The organism is Terrisporobacter muris, from assembly GCF_024621905.1.
Taxonomy (GTDB): domain Bacteria; phylum Bacillota; class Clostridia; order Peptostreptococcales; family Peptostreptococcaceae; genus Terrisporobacter; species Terrisporobacter muris.
Genome location: NZ_JANKBY010000004.1, coordinates 1 through 14770, shown reverse-complemented (window position 1 = coordinate 14770; position 14770 = coordinate 1). Strand labels below are relative to the sequence as shown.

The window sequence follows — 14770 nt, the reverse complement described above, 5'->3', positions numbered from 1 at the left end:
CATCTCCTTTATTATTTGCTTAAAACATATATATTTTGATTTGTAAAAGTATCAGCATCATATCCAGCCAATCTATCAGCTCTTACAAATCCATGTACCATAACAGTTGCAGTTATCTTATCATCAGTTCCAGACACGTAATCATCAACATTTATTTCATTGAATATAATTGCATTGCCTTTAGTTCCACTCTCATTACTTGTTTTTGCGTATGTTGGTTTTGTAACTGTACCATCAGCAGTCATATTCACTACTGTTCCAGCTTCTATTACATTATTTCCTGCATCATCTGTAGTTTTTAATTTTGCTAACTCAGCAAAAGCTAATAACCCAGTTAAATTTACATAGTGATCTGGTATAGCTAAAAAAGTCTTTTTAGGTGCTAATATTTTTTTAGTTTTTAATTTTGGCATTATTAATTCACTCTCCTATTTATTATTTTTAAAGAAGTAATCACTGTCTATTACCTCTTGCCCATCACTTACTTGTGGTCGACCTTGTTGAGCTAACGCTTTTCCGAAGTCTCCTTCATGAGTCGTTTTGCTTCCAAATAAATTAAGATTAGAAGGTTTCCCAGGTGCTCCTGTAAATAATCCTGCTAACCCTCCTTGATTTCCGTTTACTGGCTCTTCTACAACATCAAATAAGTAGCTATCACTTTCTTTTAAAGTTTTTAATTGGTCTTCTAACCCTTCAACTTTATCTCCGTTTACTTTTATAACTTCCATATTAAGAAGTGCTTTTAAAGCTTTTGTATTCTTACATTTGGATTCTTTTAATGCAGTATCTAGAGCATAATTGAAGTCTTTTGTTTCAGCTTCTTTTTGAAGAGTAGCTATTGTAGCTTCATGAGTTTTAATAGTGTTTTGAAGCGTTTCATTGTCAGCATTGTTTTTCTTCAAATCTGTTATAGTATCATTGGCTGTTTTTAGTTGCTCTTCAAAATCTTCTTTTTTAGCCTTCATCTTAGAATATCTTTCATCAGCATTTTCTAAAGATGTCTCATACACCTTATTTTCTTTCATTGAAGCTGTTATTTTGTTTATTTGCTCGTCAGTTACCCCTTGAGCTTTTAGTATGTCTATTAATTTCATATATTTTAAACCTCCTACATTTACGTTTTTTACAAGTTTACATCTTGAATATAGTTATCTAATTCATTCTTTTACATCTGTGATATAGATAGAAAGATGAAAATAAAAAAGGCCGGGTATCGCAGTACGAAATCCAGCTTGCTTTTTCTATTACTTGATAGATAAGCTAAATTAAAAACAGGCTATGCCCTAACATAACCAGGAACTCCTTGTACATCTTGGTACATGAGCTAGTTTGGCACCGAAACCATTTTCGGTCGCATAAAAATAAGCCCTATAAGGACTATAATTGTTTACTTAATTCTCTAATTATATGTTTTAATTCTTCTATCTTTTTGCTAGAATTTTCTCTTATTACGAGAAGAGCTTGATTTTCTTCTTTAAGCATTTTATTTTCATGTATCAATTCTTTTGTTTGTAATTCTTTTTCGTTCATTATTTAATTTCCCTCCTAAGTTTATTTATTACATAAAAATAAGTCCTATAAGGACTTTAAATTAAATATATAGCCAAATACATATAATGCATTAATTGGTCTTGAATATAACTTATATAGTTATATCTTGCCTTGCCAGTATCTATTATAAAATGACCCATAAACATAATTAATAATCTAAAATCAATTCCGCAAACTAATGCAAATGGAACGCAATATAAAATCGAATGGACTAGCATATGATATCTATTATTACCTTTAGTACTAGCTATAAAGTCATTTTGCAATACATAATCTCCAATAAGGTGACACATTACTAAAATTATTATTTTATATATCATTAATTCACCTACTTATTTTAATGGTATATACATTTCATCGCTTACAACTTTTATCTCATCAGCCTTTATTATAACTGTCATATGTGGGTTATAATTTTCATCATTTCTCAACAATGCAACTACCTTTTCGCAAGCTTCTTTTAACTTTAGCATTTCATTACCATTCATTATTTAATTTCCTCCTTGCGGTTTTATTATATTTATAGCAATCCCACACAGTATCTTTTTTAACGCCTTGAAAAACAAGTGAAGGACTTTTAATTTTAAATATCTTTCCTAAGACAAATGCTTTTATCATTTCCAACATTTTTATCCCCTCCTACAATGGAACATCTCCATACAATATATCCATAGTTCCACTATTACTTTCTCCTCTAATCCATTTACCTATATCCTCTGCCATTTGAGTACTTAATACTTCTTTACCATCGATACAATATACTACCTCCATATGACACATTCCATTAGGATGGTCAAAAGGGCATTTATCAATATCAAATATCTTTCCTTCCCTATCTTCGCATTGTTTACAAGTTCTATTAGCAGAATGAGCACTGTGATATTTTAATTTCTGTGCATATGGATTAACTTGATTAGCGCTCTTTTGAGTTAGCTGTGCTTGATGATTAAGGGTAGTTCTTGCGAGTCTTAAAGCTTCATAATCTATTCCCCCTGCTCCATATCTACCAGCATAAGCACTTCCTAGCTTTTCTTTTATCTTAGCTTTATCCCAAGTTCTATGGCCACCTTTAGCAAATTGAGTAAGGTTTTTAGCTATTTCTGTTGCTCCTTTACCTTCTGCAATCATACTCATTATAGCTTCTTCTATCTTATCTCCACTTGCATTTACATCTTTCCAAAGTCTTTTACTTAATCCTTGGCCATCTTTATATATAGATCCTTTTATCATTTGTTCTACTACTTGCTTATTAACAATACTAGCTTGCTTCATAACATTTTTATATAACTCTGTATCTTTGTAATATTCTACTCCTTTCATAAGCACATCAACTTGAGCATTTAGAATATCATCAGTTACTTTTATGTTATATTCTTTTATTATTGCTAAGATTTCATTATGGAGTTGTTTGCAATAAGCAGTTCTTGCTATTTGAGTAGCATTTTTCTTATGTATATTAGCTTTATATTGCTTTAACATATTATCAAAAGCTTTATTATATACTTTCAGTATTTCTTGTTGCTCTTTTTTATTGAGCTTTAGTTTACTTTGTTTTAAGTATTTATCTAAATCTTCTATATATCTCATGGTATCACCACATAATTTTATTTATCATTTTATCTAACCATAGTGTTATTTTATCTATTTTAAATTGTTTGACTATTGCCATAAAAAGTTCATATTTTGCTTGCTGGAATTGTAAAATAGGTTTTTCGATTTCTCTTTCTGCCTTGTAATCTATTATAGAATCATAAAATTTCATTTAATCACCTACTTTGACATAAAAATAAGTCCTATTAGGACCTTACAACTCTTCATATTCTTTTTTCAATCTTCCTAGTTCTTTCCATAAGAACATATCTATATCTTTAGCTATATTTTCTGGTATTTCATATTCCTTTTTCTCGTCATACCATCCAAATCCAATAAAATATTTTGTTTTAGTTTCTTTAACTAAAGTCTTCCTTCTTTGACAATATGATAGATACTTTTCTAGTTCTTCTATTTGGTTCTTAAGTTCTTTAGCTTGTTCTAGTTTTTCATTATTCATTAGTCCACCTGCTTATTAAAAGTTTCATTAAATATATTTTCAAATCTATCCTTATATTCTTTTCTAATATCTTTATCTATTCTTTCATCTTCTAATATAGAGTTACATTCTTTTAAAAGTTCTTTAAATATATCGGTTTCAGTCAGTTTAACTTTAACATTTAAGACCTTATTTTCTTGTTCACACCCTTCTGTTGGTTTCATTTAATCACCTACTTTATTAACTAAATTTTTAGCTATTATTTTACCATCAAGTGTTAAATCTACTTTATTGCAATCACGACTACAAAATATACTAGGGTTATCTCTAATTACTTGATGTAATCCAAATGCTAAGTTGTCTGTAACTTCTTCAGAATCACCCTCTAAGTTAATTTTATGTTCTTTTACTATTGCATGAACTAATTCATGTAAGAAAGTTCTCTCTAACCCTTGGATATCTTGTATTCCACTATCTAACTCTATTGTATGATATTCATAATCTATTACTCCATAACATTGTCTCGCATTTAAAATTTGTCTTTCATCTTTACTGTTTATAGTATAATCAATACTTCCAACTCTAACTTTACTCGGTATTTTCATAAACTCCTCCTTACAAGTTATTTCTACATCTGACATAAGTTAATTTATTGCCCGTCACTTGAGATTTGAATTTCTTAATACAGTTGTGATATTTATAATTCTCTAAATATTTGCTTTTGCTTGTATCCAATGATTTTATTATAGATTCTAGCTCAGCCATAATATCACAAATTGGTTTTAATTGTTTTGCAAGCTCTCTCACAATTCTATCTGTATATGGAAACAATTCTTCGTACATATCTTCTTTATATTCCTCCTAAATACTCTTTTTAAGTTCTCGCTCTCTTATGAAGTTCTTGTTTTTAAGTACATGATAATCTCTAATAGCTTCTTTGTCGTTGCAATCAAGTAGCATTTTATTTCTCAATAAAGTAGCTTCTTTCATATTCTTCTTAAGTTCTTCATCTGTGACAGTTACTATGTACTCTTCATAGCATTTAGGACATTTAAAATAAGTTATTTGTAAGTTATCTTTTTCTTTTGTATGAAGTTTTATTGTAAATTTTCTTCCACATTTATCACAAATTGTTTTACTCATTTTCTTTTCCCCTTTTTTCTTTTTAGGATAAGCTTTGTTATAAATATCCCTAATTTAGTTAATATAAATACAGATAGTAATATTAATGCTAATACTGTACATATAATCTTAATTGCAATTTTATAATAAATATACATTTCTATCATTCTTTTTCACCTTCATCACCTAAAATAGTATCATCTAAACCACTCATACTATTTTGAGTCATATTGATTTTATCCATTTCATCGAGTAACTCTTCAAACTCTTTATCTGCTTCTTGTGCATCTCCAAAGTCTCTAATATAAGATTGGTGTGAACGTACATTAGCTTCAACTTCTTTCATAGCTAATTCTTTTGTTAGTATTTCATCATCTGGAATTGGATAATTATGACTAAATTCTAAGGAAGTATTAATATTCAAATCCTCTATGCCTTTTACATCTCTATAAAGATTTCCTTTATTAACTACTTCAATTATTAAATCTATTAACCAACGTACAGCTTCATCCCATTCCTGCCATTTTTCTTCACATCTACCTATTAAATCATCATTTAGCATTCTAAGTGCTTTACCACTTGCAACATTAACTAAATTTTCTGGTAATGGTTGGTCCATAAGTTCATACATATCCTTCTTAAGTCCTGTTAAATAGCTATCTGCTGCTACTTGAAAATTAAATGTAGAAGCTAATTTACCATATCCAGGAGTAGGAGCACTTCCATCTGCTGTTCCTAATGCCGGGTCACCTTTTAAATCAATTATTGATCCTGGTGCTATTTTTATGTTATTAATACTGTTTGGATCTGCATTTGTAAAAACATCTTGTTCAAACATTTTAAATTTAAGCGCATCCCTATAGTCCGATTGCGTCCTATTATAATCCATGGCCATATCCATTAAATCTTTTATATCGCTATGTCCTCTTATATCACCAGTTAATCCATCATTAAATATAACCTTACATGGTAATTGTGATAATCCAGTATTCCATTCTTCTTTCAATTCTTTTTTAATATTCTCGCCAGTTTCTTCATCTTCAGTTTCTACAAAAGCTTGAGCATCTGCTCCATCTACTATCTTATAGGTTGCCCAGCAGTTACCATCTCTAATTTCATATATCCATTTATGCCATCTTTGTTCTTGTTGTATTTTGCCTATTGTGTTTTCATCTTGATAAGCTATTTGTACTTTAATTAATTTCTCTGCATCGTTTGCATCATATTCATAAGTAAACTCTGGCATAGTATAAAATCTAAATCCTATTGGTTTATCAGATAAAGGGTTCCCTTCTTCATCTACATCAGTTGTTAATGTAAGCATTACTCTCTTTCCAATAGTACAATCTAAAAAAGCTTTAGAAAACTTATTCCAAAACTTGCCGTCATTTAATATTTTATTTATTATAGCTTTCTTATTATCAACTCTTCCAACTTCCGTTCCATCTAATGATTTTATTAGGAAATCAGGTTTAACTGCAGTCATAAATCTTTTCTGTTTTTTCATTAGCTTCTTAGTTATATTTCTTATTTCACGCGTAGGCTTATAGTCATCTGTTTTAACTCTCCATAATTGTCCTCGACAATCTTCTTCGTCATCTTCACTTGATTCCGGTCGTCCTTCATAAAACTCATAATATTGTTTTACTTCTTGCAATTCTTCAATGAATCTTGGGTCTGCACTGTATAAACCAAGTAAAGATTTATCTATTTGTTTATAGATGTCCACTTTCTCACCTCCTCCTACTCTCTAGCTCCTTTTCCACTAAATAATCTTAATGCTCTATCCATAGTTCTGTGTAATGTACTGTCTGTCATAACTGCATAACGTATCTTGTCACAAGCATGGTCATTAAGTTTTACAACTTCTTCTTTTCCTTTATCTAACTTATCACTATCCCACACATATGAGCTAAATTCTTCTATATCATAAGTACAACTAGGGTCTAGTGTTAACTTATTTATATTAAGCAAATAAGATACCAACTGTATTCCTATCTCGACATTATTTTTTGCTGGTATTATTCTTATTTTATTTCTACTGAAATATGAGTCTTTTCTTAGTTCTACCATTAAGGCTGCTGCAGAAGGGTCAATAGTAATGTATTCTGGCATTACCATGTTTTTTCTAATAAAATCTTTTAAATCTGCTACATATTCTTTAACTGTCTTTTGTCCTTCATTTCTCCCATCATGATAATAAGAAGCTATTTCATGATATCTTTTCTCTGGTGCATAATATCCAAATATACCAAATGTAGTAGCATTTTGAATACCAAAGTCACCAGCTATAAATATCCTTGTCCAATTTCTTTTCATTTGAACTGCGTGCATTTCTGGATTAAACATTGGATATACCGCACCATCTGCTACTGCCCATTGTCCAAGTATATATCTTAAATAGAATACACCTGCATACATACTCTTATATCTATTTTTAATCTTTTCAGATAAAGATAGATTATCATCCATAGTAAAATGCAAGTATAATAGATTTTTTTCTTTTGCTTTATCTATCCAGTTCTTTTTAAACCAATGGAAAGGTGCTCCAGGGTTACAGTTAAACCACCATTTACTGCCTTCAACTGAACAACGACCAGTAGCTTGGTTAACAAAACTTTCTGGCATCAATGCAACTTCATCAAAGAACATTCCTGCTAATGTTATACCTTGGATTAAATCTTGTGACCTTTCATCCTTACCACCAAATATATAAAAATAGTTAGTAACATTTCCTTTACTAACTACTAATAGATTATCTGCTCTTTTATCTTGTATTTGGTAATTCCTAGCTTTTAGCATAAGTTTAAGCCAGAATAAAACATTACGTCTAAATGAACCTATTGTTTTACCTGCCATACCAAAGTTCTGTCCATTAAACTTACACATTGCCCATATAACATATGATAATGACATCGATATAGTTTTACCACTTCTTATTGCTCCATCTGCTATAATTCCATCTTTATCTTTGACTGGACTATTATCATTCCACCAAGTTAAAACTTTCTTTTGCTTTTTAGAAAATGGTTTAAATTTTATAGTAGCCTTTTTAACTGTATGAGTTATATTATTTTTTATCTTGGACCATTTCTTTTTTAGATCATTAATCTTCTTCATCATCCCATACCTCTTTGGCTGTGTCGTCTAAAGCTTCTATAAATCCATCTTCTTCAACCTCTTCTTCTGTATTGTCTAGCTTATTCATTTCAATCTCTAACTTAAGTATTTCTAAATCAAGTTTAGCTTGAGTATGAGTAGGTAATAAGTCCATTCTGTCTGATAGCCATTGTAAAGCTTTCATCTTATCTTGAAGTTTAAGTTTTATTCCATCTTTACCTTGTGATACTTCACTTATAAGAGTTCCATCAACTTCATCACTGTCTTTTAAGTTTACACTACTCATAGTATAAGGTCCGTATTCACCTTCAACTTCTTTGCTTCCAAATTGTAGATAATCAGTTATATCTGCAAAAGCTATGTCTATGTACTTTTGGAATATATCATCTTCTGATAGCATGACTCTATTTAGCTTATTCTGTTTAAGCTTCTGTATTTCACTTTTAACTGAAGCTTTCTGAAGTAATTGATATCCTATTTGCTCCGCTGTTTTTCTTGAATATCCAGCTTTTATTGCTGACTTTGTGGCATTAAAACTTTTTATATAATAAACACAGAATAATCTTTGTTTTTCAGTAAGTTCAGCATTTTCTAATACCGACTCAACTTCATAGTTTGCAACTTGTTTTTCTGCATTCTTTTTATCTATGTTAAAAGGTGCACCCCTTTTATTTTTAGGTGCACCTTTATTTTTCTTTTCTTCACTCCATTTATACCTCTTTATCCATGATTTCAAGGTGTTTATGGATATATTATATTTAGTGCATATATCTTTCTGCTTAGCTCCTTTTAGATACTCTTCTTTAGCATTAATTTTTACATCTTCCATATCACCACCTCATTGTCTTTATATTTAAGCATTAAAAAAGAACCCTATCACTAGAGCTCTTTTTATTATTTATTTAATTTCATAAGGGTTAAACGAAAATACATAGCCTAAATTTCCCCTCATATCTGCTAAGTACCAATGAACACTATCTTTATCTGTAAAGTCTACTTCATAAGCATATTCTATACCTTCTATAGTTCCTTTAAGGATATTATCATCACTGTCTATGCTTTGTAATTCTTCTAATAAAGGCTTTATAAAACAAACCGCTTTATGCATTTCTTTTTCACTAGTCATCAATCTTACAAATTCTATTGCCATATCTCTACCTTCGTCACTACCTAAAGGTTTATGGCCTCCTAAATAATCCATTGATTTATAAGAATAAAATTTCATATATACTTTACATCCTCCACTTTTTATTTAACTATATTAATGAAAAATGTAAAATATAACTTTTATAATAAATTCATTAACTTATTTCTATAAGTTTGATTATTTGTTATTCTCATTAAGCTCTCAATTTCCCATTTTCTTGGTGTATTAGGAAGTTTCTTTCTAACACATAAATCAACTATGCTCTTTGCCTTCTTAAAACTTCTCACATGAGTATGACCTATCCTAAATTCTTTGTTAGTATTATGAACTATATATCCTTGCTTAACTTTATATATAGAATACTCTTTACGTTGAAATATTCTCCTTGCTCCATATGTTTTATTATGATTAGGAACTTCTTTCATTAGATCATCATACTTATACAAATCTTCTGGTATCTCTGTAACCTCTGCTATTTTATTTGCATCTATCCAACGTTTCATATCAACACACCTTTTATAATATTCTTTTAGTATTCGTTTGTTCTATAAAGTTCTTGATTGCATCATATTCCCATCCACAGTCAACTAATCCACTTACTAAACATTCCATCGATTGAACTGCTTTTAATTCTTCTGAACTAAAACAATCTCTTGGATTTGCTTTTTTATCTAATCCATGTTCTTCTCTTAATTGTTTAGCATTTTTATTAAATAGTGCTTTATAAATACAATTTGTATATGTTGAATATGCATGACCATGCATTCTTTCATTTTCGTTCGATTGTTGAATTGATTTTGTTAATGCTTGTCGCACTGCTATGCCCTTTTGTCTTTCAACTATTTTTTCTTTTAGTTGCTTTTCCATAGCATTAAATTGTTTAATATAAGCCTCTTTAAATTTCATAGCTTTATGCCCTGTATATCCCATGACTAATAATGTAAATCCATCTTTAGTCATATAAAACATAGGTTGTCTTTTATTTTGACTATTTTTATAAGAGGACTGCACGAAATTGTGCTCTCTAAATTCTTCACTACAATCTAGTTCTCTTATATCTTGCAATACTCTTCTATGCTCTTTTGTATATTGTCTATGCTCTTCTTTATCATAATAAGTGAACGTTTCAGCTACATCTAAGCTACTTACAACAGTAACCTCTTCTTTATTAAACTTTTGCACTTCTACTAACATTAACATCAATCCTTTCTTGTTGATTTTTTATATAATAAAAGCACCTACATTTCTGTAAGTGCTTGTTTATTCACAAAATAAAAAAGAGCAACTAGTTAGCTGCTCTTAAGGAGGAAATATCATGAGTATCATACAAGAGAATTCGTAGAATCGAACTACAACATAACATGAAAGGTTATTGGACCACCATTCCCACAAAGAAAGCCTAGACTTAAGGGAAACTAGGCTTTTAAATTAGGTTCATACAATATATAGTGTTTTAAAACTATTTGTAACTACTACTATTTTTAAGTAAATGTTAATCGCATTACCCTACGATTAATTAAGTTGTGTTTACCCCCACAACTATTGGCTGGGTTAGTGAGGTTCGAACTCACATCCTTTCGGTTAACAGCCGAATGCTCCACCTATTGAGCTATAACCCAATATTTGAGGAAGGCTTTACCGTACCTTCCTCGCAGAAACTTAAATTGTTATGAGAATTTAAGCTCATTTATATTTCTTGCTAATCTTCCATACTATAATGATACTACTTTTTATAGTACCCTGGCGTACCCTTATCTTATTTTATCTAATATTTTTCTATGTCTTTTGTGTATCCCATTCCAACTATAATTTAATTCAACGCAAATTCTTTCCCAAGTATAATTTTCGATATATCTCATTCTCATTATATTTCTGTCTGTTGCATCTTCTAAAAAATATATTGTATTTTCTATTTTATTTAACTGTTTTAGTGACTTTAGCCATTTCATATTATATATATTTTCTAACTCCTCTATTTCTGCCATTAATTCTAATAATCTATCGTTGTTTGAGTTGCTACCTTTTGGCATATCTGTAATGACCATTGATTTTACTCCACCTTTACTCGTATGTAAAAATTCTAATTTTTCTTTTATTATTTCCATTTCTCTTTTAGTTTCTATATACTCTTTTAATTCCTCTTTAGTCATATTCCCCTACCTCCAGTACTTCTAATCTATTTAAATGAATTATTTTATCTAGTTTCATAATTTAAATAATTGTCATTCCAGCAGTTCCAACAAGGATATAATGTACTATTGTGTTTTATTGCTATGCCATGTCTTATACTGATTCCATCATGAAAAACTCTTTTATTATATTTTAAACATATATGGTCTTTTCTTTTATCTGTTTGTTCTAATTCTGTCATGTTTAAATGTTTACAGTTATTACAATCCATAATATCCTCCATTAAATAGAAATTATATTCCTTATATATTTAAACAATTTCAAATTCTTTAATTTTGTGGCTCCCTTCATCACCCAAAGGACATTCATCACATGATACCTTTGGACAAAACACTCTGTCACAATTAATTTCTTCTTCTCCAAGTACTTCCACATAAAAGAATTTATCAATTTCAAATTTTACGCCTTTATATATTCCATATATTCTTTTCATAAATTCCTCCTCCTGGTACCGACATTTATGCCGGCACCACTTAAAATATATTTTATTAATTCAATCTTTGTATATCTTCGATTATATCTAGTGTTAAATAATTCTTTGGTATATCAAGCTCTACTGATTCCCCAGTCTTTTTGAAATAATTCTTAGGTAATCTATAAGAAAAATCTTGTATATTCACACCATCAATTAATTTTATTCCATCCGTTATGGTATGACACATGAAGTACTCTTCATTGTCTACCATCAGTTCTCCAACTACTATAAATTCACCCTTTTGTATAAATCCTTCTAAGTTTTTGCCTATATCTTCAACCTTATATAAATCAAATTCTAATCTCATATTACCTCCTACTTAAACACGCCAGCATTTAATCTAGCAACTATTCTTTCTTTTTTTCTATCTGTCCATCTATATACTTCTGCTGGACTTATTCCGTATATTTCTTGAATCCAATCTATACAAATTAATACATCTGCTATTTCTTCTGCTAGATTATCTTTATCTAGTTTACCTCTCTTAGCCTTTGAAATAGCCTGTATAAGTTCTGCATTTTCTTCCATGGCTATTGTACTGCATAAGTCCTTATCGTACTCTACTGCTTGTCTATAATCTGTATATTCCATTTTATTTATTATCCTTTCTTGTTAAATTGTAATTGGCTAATATGTATTTTATTCCGCAAGTGTCACATTTTCGATTGCACATTTCACTATGATCATAACAATATTGGTGCATTTCTTTATCTATATCATAAAAAGTAACTTCTTCTTTTGGTTTTTCTGCTAATTTGCAATAGCTCCAATCAGATAATTTGCCTTCTGCACTTATGACATAGAAAGCTGTAATAGGTGATGATTTTTTAATAAAATAAGCATTAAACCATTCTATTTCGTCATCACTTACTTTAACCTTTGTTCCAACAGGTACTTTACTCCAATCAACTTCCTCACGTTCCCAAAGTTCTTTCAACTTCCCTATACCAAATACTTTTACTATGTCATTATTTTTATTTTTCTTATGAGTTAAATCTTCGTTATAGTCAAATAATGTTGAATTTAATGTAAAATTATTTTTAAATAGATTCCTCTCGATTAATATGCATTGTTGTCCACCTCTAATAGTTACTACCATTCCATCTTTTAAATCTGATTTATTCATTTAATCCCTCCTTAAAATCCATAGTAATAAATTCTGAATAAGGCAATTCTTTGATTACATCACATAAAGTATGCCATTCATCTAACTTATGATTCTTTCTAGCATGATATATAGTATTTAGCACTTCATAATTAAGCTGAACCGTTCTCTTTTGGTTATAAGAAGAAGGTAACATTTGTATTAATTGCCACCAATAATTCTTATCCTTTGTTTCTAAATATTCTTCTCTATACGAATTAAGTCCAATTAACACGAGTTCCAACATTTCAATACTGTCAAAATTTAGATGTTCATGACTAAAATCATTTAGAGTAAATTCTTTAGCATGTATCTTATGCATAGTAGAGCAGCTATTTGCTACTGTACCAACTTTATAAGTATCAAATTCTTTCCACCAATATAATGGTGCTGTTATATCCATTGTCACTATAACCATTCTCATCCATTTTCTATGGTCTTTTCCAGCGATACATAAATTTTTAAGCATTTTATAATCATTTGGTCCTATTTTACAATTATTTCTTAATTTGGTTATATAAAACTTACTATCTATTCTATCCCAGCTATTCATAGGATTTCTTGCACCCCTTACAGCACCTTCCCAACCATAAACTTCTATATTTTCTGCTTTAAGCATTTATCCCTCTCCCTTCAAGCATTCTTGTATAATTATCTATCTTATCAAGTTGGCCTTTATATTTACAAAGTTCAGTATTTAATCTGCACTCATTCTCTTCATGTTGTTTTATAACTTTCTCTAGCAGTTTTATCTTATTCTCTAAGTAATTATTAGATAAACTAAGTTCCTTATTTGCTTCTAACAAGTTGCATACACTATTTTCCTTACTTTCTATATCTTTTTCAAGAAACTCTATTCTTGCTTTTAACTCATTTATAAATTTTCTATTTGAAAGCATATACCCATCTCCCTATTCTTTATCAAATCTTTTAACTAGCAAGAAACTAATATGTTTATACTTTTTACAGTCATCTAATGTTACATTCTCGCCCTCTGTGGCTTTCTCTAAGCCTTCTTTAGTTAAGTCTTTATTAAGTGTACCCCTATCAAAATCCATTATTGTAGCCTTGGCATTAAATGAGTTAACTTGATTAAGTCCTAAATCTGCCATGTCTTTTACCACTTGCATTTTTAATCTAGCTATATTATCCTGCATTATATCTATTTCATTTTTATACTCAACTATTTTTTCTATCTTGTTGTATAGATCTATCTTTCTTTCATCCATAATATCCACCCCTATTTCATACTTTGATATATAAGTATATCTAGTAACTGTGACAGTCTTAAAACTTCTCCAGTCAAACCGTACTGTGCATATAGGTTACTTAAAATGCTTTGTAATTCCTCTAACATTCAATCACTCTCCTATCAACTCGTTGAAAACTTTCTTTGCATCTTCAACTGTATAATCGGAATAACCAACTGTATCACATAGTGCTCCCTCGTTAATACCTATCTGTTGATAATCCTTCATTTTAGCACCTACATAAGGAATTATCCAACCAGCACTCACTACCTTATATTCCTTATTTTGTTCAATGCATTTTATTTTCAATTCTAACTGTTTCATTAATTTAGGGTATCTTTTATAAAACTCTTTATTGTTATCTCTACATCGCTTTAATCTTTTTATCATTTCTTTTCTTTCTTTCATATAACCACCCCCTATTTTCATTTGATTCTTATTTGATAATAGGTGATTAATACTATACTGTTTTAATCACCTATTCTGTTGTTAAAATCCTATTTGTTCATTCTTATAAAACAATTCTCTTTCTACAAGAGGTAATGGCTCTAATATACGTTGACTTTCTTCGTATCTAAATCTATCTTCTAACTCTTGTAATGTCGTTCCATCTGCTCGAAAAGGTATTGGACTATCCTTGTCCATATCTAACATATGTTGCCATAAGAAAGGGTATCTTCTCCTTACAACCTTTAGACTTCTATTGTTTTGTTTAGGACATAGATAGCAACCTAGCCTTTCA

30 protein-coding genes, 1 tRNA gene and 1 pseudogene are annotated in these 14770 nt (G+C 29.8%); all 32 read right to left on the bottom strand.

What is annotated here, in order from left to right:
• Positions 1–11: 11 nt before the first annotated feature.
• On the bottom strand, positions 12–413 hold the full coding sequence (locus NSA58_RS00705) for a hypothetical protein (RefSeq protein ID WP_257559947.1): 402 nt from the start codon (positions 411–413) through the stop codon (positions 12–14).
• A gap of 15 nt (positions 414–428) precedes the next feature.
• Positions 429–1094: a phage scaffolding protein gene (locus NSA58_RS00700; protein WP_257559946.1), complete on the bottom strand. Its 666-nt coding sequence runs from the start codon at positions 1092–1094 to the stop codon at positions 429–431.
• Between the two features lie 283 nt (positions 1095–1377).
• Positions 1378–1530 (bottom strand): hypothetical protein, encoded by a 153-nt coding sequence (locus NSA58_RS00695; protein WP_257559945.1) that lies wholly within the window; start codon positions 1528–1530, stop codon positions 1378–1380.
• A gap of 56 nt (positions 1531–1586) precedes the next feature.
• Complete coding sequence (locus tag NSA58_RS00690; protein ID WP_257559944.1) at positions 1587–1871, bottom strand: DUF3307 domain-containing protein; 285 nt, start codon at positions 1869–1871, stop codon at positions 1587–1589.
• A 12-nt stretch (positions 1872–1883) separates the two neighbouring features.
• Positions 1884–2039: a hypothetical protein gene (locus NSA58_RS00685; RefSeq protein ID WP_257559943.1), complete on the bottom strand. Its 156-nt coding sequence runs from the start codon at positions 2037–2039 to the stop codon at positions 1884–1886.
• Positions 2029–2178 (bottom strand): hypothetical protein, encoded by a 150-nt coding sequence (locus tag NSA58_RS00680; RefSeq protein WP_257559942.1) that lies wholly within the window; start codon positions 2176–2178, stop codon positions 2029–2031. The genes NSA58_RS00685 and NSA58_RS00680 overlap by 11 nt, the downstream gene beginning before the upstream one ends.
• A 12-nt stretch (positions 2179–2190) precedes the next feature.
• The gene (locus NSA58_RS00675) at positions 2191–3138 is read right to left on the bottom strand and encodes a phage head morphogenesis protein (RefSeq protein ID WP_257559941.1); all 948 of its coding nucleotides are present in this window, start codon (positions 3136–3138) and stop codon (positions 2191–2193) included.
• A 4-nt stretch (positions 3139–3142) separates the two neighbouring features.
• Positions 3143–3313 carry a hypothetical protein gene (locus tag NSA58_RS00670; protein WP_257559940.1) on the bottom strand — a complete coding sequence of 57 codons (171 nt, stop codon included), beginning with the start codon at positions 3311–3313 and terminating at the stop codon, positions 3143–3145.
• A gap of 42 nt (positions 3314–3355) precedes the next feature.
• Positions 3356–3601, bottom strand: coding sequence for a hypothetical protein (locus NSA58_RS00665; RefSeq protein WP_257559939.1), 246 nt, complete (start codon positions 3599–3601; stop codon positions 3356–3358).
• Positions 3601–3804 carry a hypothetical protein gene (locus tag NSA58_RS00660; protein ID WP_257559938.1) on the bottom strand — a complete coding sequence of 68 codons (204 nt, stop codon included), beginning with the start codon at positions 3802–3804 and terminating at the stop codon, positions 3601–3603. The genes NSA58_RS00665 and NSA58_RS00660 overlap by 1 nt, the downstream gene beginning before the upstream one ends.
• On the bottom strand, positions 3805–4185 hold the full coding sequence (locus NSA58_RS00655; RefSeq protein WP_257559937.1) for a hypothetical protein: 381 nt from the start codon (positions 4183–4185) through the stop codon (positions 3805–3807). It lies immediately after the preceding gene.
• A 10-nt stretch (positions 4186–4195) separates the two neighbouring features.
• On the bottom strand, positions 4196–4423 hold the full coding sequence (locus NSA58_RS00650) for a hypothetical protein (protein WP_257559936.1): 228 nt from the start codon (positions 4421–4423) through the stop codon (positions 4196–4198).
• 18 nt (positions 4424–4441) lie between these two features.
• Positions 4442–4723, bottom strand: a complete 282-nt coding sequence (locus NSA58_RS00645; RefSeq protein WP_257559935.1) for a hypothetical protein — start codon at positions 4721–4723, stop codon at positions 4442–4444.
• A gap of 142 nt (positions 4724–4865) precedes the next feature.
• Positions 4866–6431 (bottom strand): phage portal protein, encoded by a 1566-nt coding sequence (locus NSA58_RS00640; protein ID WP_257559934.1) that lies wholly within the window; start codon positions 6429–6431, stop codon positions 4866–4868.
• A 14-nt stretch (positions 6432–6445) separates the two neighbouring features.
• Positions 6446–7825, bottom strand: a complete 1380-nt coding sequence (locus tag NSA58_RS00635) for a PBSX family phage terminase large subunit (protein ID WP_257559933.1) — start codon at positions 7823–7825, stop codon at positions 6446–6448.
• Positions 7809–8651 (bottom strand): terminase small subunit, encoded by an 843-nt coding sequence (locus NSA58_RS00630; RefSeq protein WP_257559932.1) that lies wholly within the window; start codon positions 8649–8651, stop codon positions 7809–7811. The genes NSA58_RS00635 and NSA58_RS00630 overlap by 17 nt, the downstream gene beginning before the upstream one ends.
• A 69-nt stretch (positions 8652–8720) precedes the next feature.
• Positions 8721–9047, bottom strand: a complete 327-nt coding sequence (locus NSA58_RS00625) for a hypothetical protein (RefSeq protein WP_257559931.1) — start codon at positions 9045–9047, stop codon at positions 8721–8723.
• A gap of 62 nt (positions 9048–9109) precedes the next feature.
• Positions 9110–9472, bottom strand: coding sequence for a hypothetical protein (locus tag NSA58_RS00620; RefSeq protein WP_257559930.1), 363 nt, complete (start codon positions 9470–9472; stop codon positions 9110–9112).
• A gap of 13 nt (positions 9473–9485) precedes the next feature.
• On the bottom strand, positions 9486–10163 hold the full coding sequence (locus NSA58_RS00615; RefSeq protein WP_257559929.1) for a Rha family transcriptional regulator: 678 nt from the start codon (positions 10161–10163) through the stop codon (positions 9486–9488).
• Between the two features lie 349 nt (positions 10164–10512).
• A tRNA-Asn gene (locus NSA58_RS00610) sits at positions 10513–10588 on the bottom strand.
• A 132-nt stretch (positions 10589–10720) separates the two neighbouring features.
• Positions 10721–11119 carry a DUF1492 domain-containing protein gene (locus tag NSA58_RS00605; RefSeq protein WP_257559928.1) on the bottom strand — a complete coding sequence of 133 codons (399 nt, stop codon included), beginning with the start codon at positions 11117–11119 and terminating at the stop codon, positions 10721–10723.
• A 44-nt stretch (positions 11120–11163) separates the two neighbouring features.
• Positions 11164–11370, bottom strand: coding sequence for a hypothetical protein (locus tag NSA58_RS00600; RefSeq protein WP_257559927.1), 207 nt, complete (start codon positions 11368–11370; stop codon positions 11164–11166).
• Positions 11371–11409: 39 nt separating this feature from the next.
• On the bottom strand, positions 11410–11592 hold the full coding sequence (locus NSA58_RS00595; protein WP_257559926.1) for a hypothetical protein: 183 nt from the start codon (positions 11590–11592) through the stop codon (positions 11410–11412).
• Between the two features lie 55 nt (positions 11593–11647).
• Positions 11648–11941, bottom strand: coding sequence for a hypothetical protein (locus NSA58_RS00590; RefSeq protein WP_257559925.1), 294 nt, complete (start codon positions 11939–11941; stop codon positions 11648–11650).
• A gap of 8 nt (positions 11942–11949) precedes the next feature.
• Positions 11950–12225 carry a MazG nucleotide pyrophosphohydrolase domain-containing protein gene (locus NSA58_RS00585; RefSeq protein WP_257559924.1) on the bottom strand — a complete coding sequence of 92 codons (276 nt, stop codon included), beginning with the start codon at positions 12223–12225 and terminating at the stop codon, positions 11950–11952.
• A gap of 1 nt (position 12226) precedes the next feature.
• Entirely contained in the window at positions 12227–12760 is a 534-nt protein-coding gene (locus tag NSA58_RS00580; RefSeq protein ID WP_257559923.1) for a hypothetical protein, read from the bottom strand.
• The gene (locus tag NSA58_RS00575) at positions 12753–13397 is read right to left on the bottom strand and encodes a hypothetical protein (RefSeq protein WP_257559922.1); all 645 of its coding nucleotides are present in this window, start codon (positions 13395–13397) and stop codon (positions 12753–12755) included. Before NSA58_RS00575 ends, NSA58_RS00580 begins: the two co-directional genes overlap by 8 nt.
• Complete coding sequence (locus NSA58_RS00570; protein WP_257559921.1) at positions 13390–13677, bottom strand: hypothetical protein; 288 nt, start codon at positions 13675–13677, stop codon at positions 13390–13392. The genes NSA58_RS00575 and NSA58_RS00570 overlap by 8 nt, the downstream gene beginning before the upstream one ends.
• A 12-nt stretch (positions 13678–13689) precedes the next feature.
• Positions 13690–14007 carry a hypothetical protein gene (locus NSA58_RS00565; protein ID WP_257559920.1) on the bottom strand — a complete coding sequence of 106 codons (318 nt, stop codon included), beginning with the start codon at positions 14005–14007 and terminating at the stop codon, positions 13690–13692.
• A gap of 11 nt (positions 14008–14018) precedes the next feature.
• Positions 14019–14135: a Spo0E family sporulation regulatory protein-aspartic acid phosphatase gene (locus NSA58_RS00560; protein WP_257559919.1), complete on the bottom strand. Its 117-nt coding sequence runs from the start codon at positions 14133–14135 to the stop codon at positions 14019–14021.
• Positions 14136–14139: 4 nt separating this feature from the next.
• Positions 14140–14436, bottom strand: a complete 297-nt coding sequence (locus NSA58_RS00555) for a hypothetical protein (RefSeq protein ID WP_257559918.1) — start codon at positions 14434–14436, stop codon at positions 14140–14142.
• A gap of 81 nt (positions 14437–14517) precedes the next feature.
• Positions 14518–14770, bottom strand: a pseudogene (locus tag NSA58_RS00550) (phosphoadenosine phosphosulfate reductase family protein); the annotation flags it as partial.

Bases quoted from the DNA above. Each gene is read 5' to 3' on its own strand.
- NSA58_RS00705 (WP_257559947.1), bottom strand. From the start codon at position 413: ATGCCAAAATTAAAAACTAAAAAAATATTAGCACCTAAAAAGACTTTT.
- NSA58_RS00700 (WP_257559946.1), bottom strand. From the start codon at position 1,094: ATGAAATTAATAGACATACTAAAAGCTCAAGGGGTAACTGACGAGCAA.
- NSA58_RS00695 (WP_257559945.1), bottom strand. From the start codon at position 1,530: ATGAACGAAAAAGAATTACAAACAAAAGAATTGATACATGAAAATAAA.
- NSA58_RS00690 (WP_257559944.1), bottom strand. From the start codon at position 1,871: ATGATATATAAAATAATAATTTTAGTAATGTGTCACCTTATTGGAGAT.
- NSA58_RS00685 (WP_257559943.1), bottom strand. From the start codon at position 2,039: ATGAATGGTAATGAAATGCTAAAGTTAAAAGAAGCTTGCGAAAAGGTA.
- NSA58_RS00680 (WP_257559942.1), bottom strand. From the start codon at position 2,178: ATGTTGGAAATGATAAAAGCATTTGTCTTAGGAAAGATATTTAAAATT.
- NSA58_RS00675 (WP_257559941.1), bottom strand. From the start codon at position 3,138: ATGAGATATATAGAAGATTTAGATAAATACTTAAAACAAAGTAAACTA.
- NSA58_RS00670 (WP_257559940.1), bottom strand. From the start codon at position 3,313: ATGAAATTTTATGATTCTATAATAGATTACAAGGCAGAAAGAGAAATC.
- NSA58_RS00665 (WP_257559939.1), bottom strand. From the start codon at position 3,601: ATGAATAATGAAAAACTAGAACAAGCTAAAGAACTTAAGAACCAAATA.
- NSA58_RS00660 (WP_257559938.1), bottom strand. From the start codon at position 3,804: ATGAAACCAACAGAAGGGTGTGAACAAGAAAATAAGGTCTTAAATGTT.
- NSA58_RS00655 (WP_257559937.1), bottom strand. From the start codon at position 4,185: ATGAAAATACCGAGTAAAGTTAGAGTTGGAAGTATTGATTATACTATA.
- NSA58_RS00650 (WP_257559936.1), bottom strand. From the start codon at position 4,423: ATGTACGAAGAATTGTTTCCATATACAGATAGAATTGTGAGAGAGCTT.
- NSA58_RS00645 (WP_257559935.1), bottom strand. From the start codon at position 4,723: ATGAGTAAAACAATTTGTGATAAATGTGGAAGAAAATTTACAATAAAA.
- NSA58_RS00635 (WP_257559933.1), bottom strand. From the start codon at position 7,825: ATGATGAAGAAGATTAATGATCTAAAAAAGAAATGGTCCAAGATAAAA.
- NSA58_RS00630 (WP_257559932.1), bottom strand. From the start codon at position 8,651: ATGGAAGATGTAAAAATTAATGCTAAAGAAGAGTATCTAAAAGGAGCT.
- NSA58_RS00625 (WP_257559931.1), bottom strand. From the start codon at position 9,047: ATGAAATTTTATTCTTATAAATCAATGGATTATTTAGGAGGCCATAAA.
- NSA58_RS00620 (WP_257559930.1), bottom strand. From the start codon at position 9,472: ATGAAACGTTGGATAGATGCAAATAAAATAGCAGAGGTTACAGAGATA.
- NSA58_RS00615 (WP_257559929.1), bottom strand. From the start codon at position 10,163: ATGTTAGTAGAAGTGCAAAAGTTTAATAAAGAAGAGGTTACTGTTGTA.
- NSA58_RS00605 (WP_257559928.1), bottom strand. From the start codon at position 11,119: ATGACTAAAGAGGAATTAAAAGAGTATATAGAAACTAAAAGAGAAATG.
- NSA58_RS00600 (WP_257559927.1), bottom strand. From the start codon at position 11,370: ATGGATTGTAATAACTGTAAACATTTAAACATGACAGAATTAGAACAA.
- NSA58_RS00595 (WP_257559926.1), bottom strand. From the start codon at position 11,592: ATGAAAAGAATATATGGAATATATAAAGGCGTAAAATTTGAAATTGAT.
- NSA58_RS00590 (WP_257559925.1), bottom strand. From the start codon at position 11,941: ATGAGATTAGAATTTGATTTATATAAGGTTGAAGATATAGGCAAAAAC.
- NSA58_RS00585 (WP_257559924.1), bottom strand. From the start codon at position 12,225: ATGGAATATACAGATTATAGACAAGCAGTAGAGTACGATAAGGACTTA.
- NSA58_RS00580 (WP_257559923.1), bottom strand. From the start codon at position 12,760: ATGAATAAATCAGATTTAAAAGATGGAATGGTAGTAACTATTAGAGGT.
- NSA58_RS00575 (WP_257559922.1), bottom strand. From the start codon at position 13,397: ATGCTTAAAGCAGAAAATATAGAAGTTTATGGTTGGGAAGGTGCTGTA.
- NSA58_RS00570 (WP_257559921.1), bottom strand. From the start codon at position 13,677: ATGCTTTCAAATAGAAAATTTATAAATGAGTTAAAAGCAAGAATAGAG.
- NSA58_RS00565 (WP_257559920.1), bottom strand. From the start codon at position 14,007: ATGGATGAAAGAAAGATAGATCTATACAACAAGATAGAAAAAATAGTT.
- NSA58_RS00560 (WP_257559919.1), bottom strand. From the start codon at position 14,135: ATGTTAGAGGAATTACAAAGCATTTTAAGTAACCTATATGCACAGTAC.
- NSA58_RS00555 (WP_257559918.1), bottom strand. From the start codon at position 14,436: ATGAAAGAAAGAAAAGAAATGATAAAAAGATTAAAGCGATGTAGAGAT.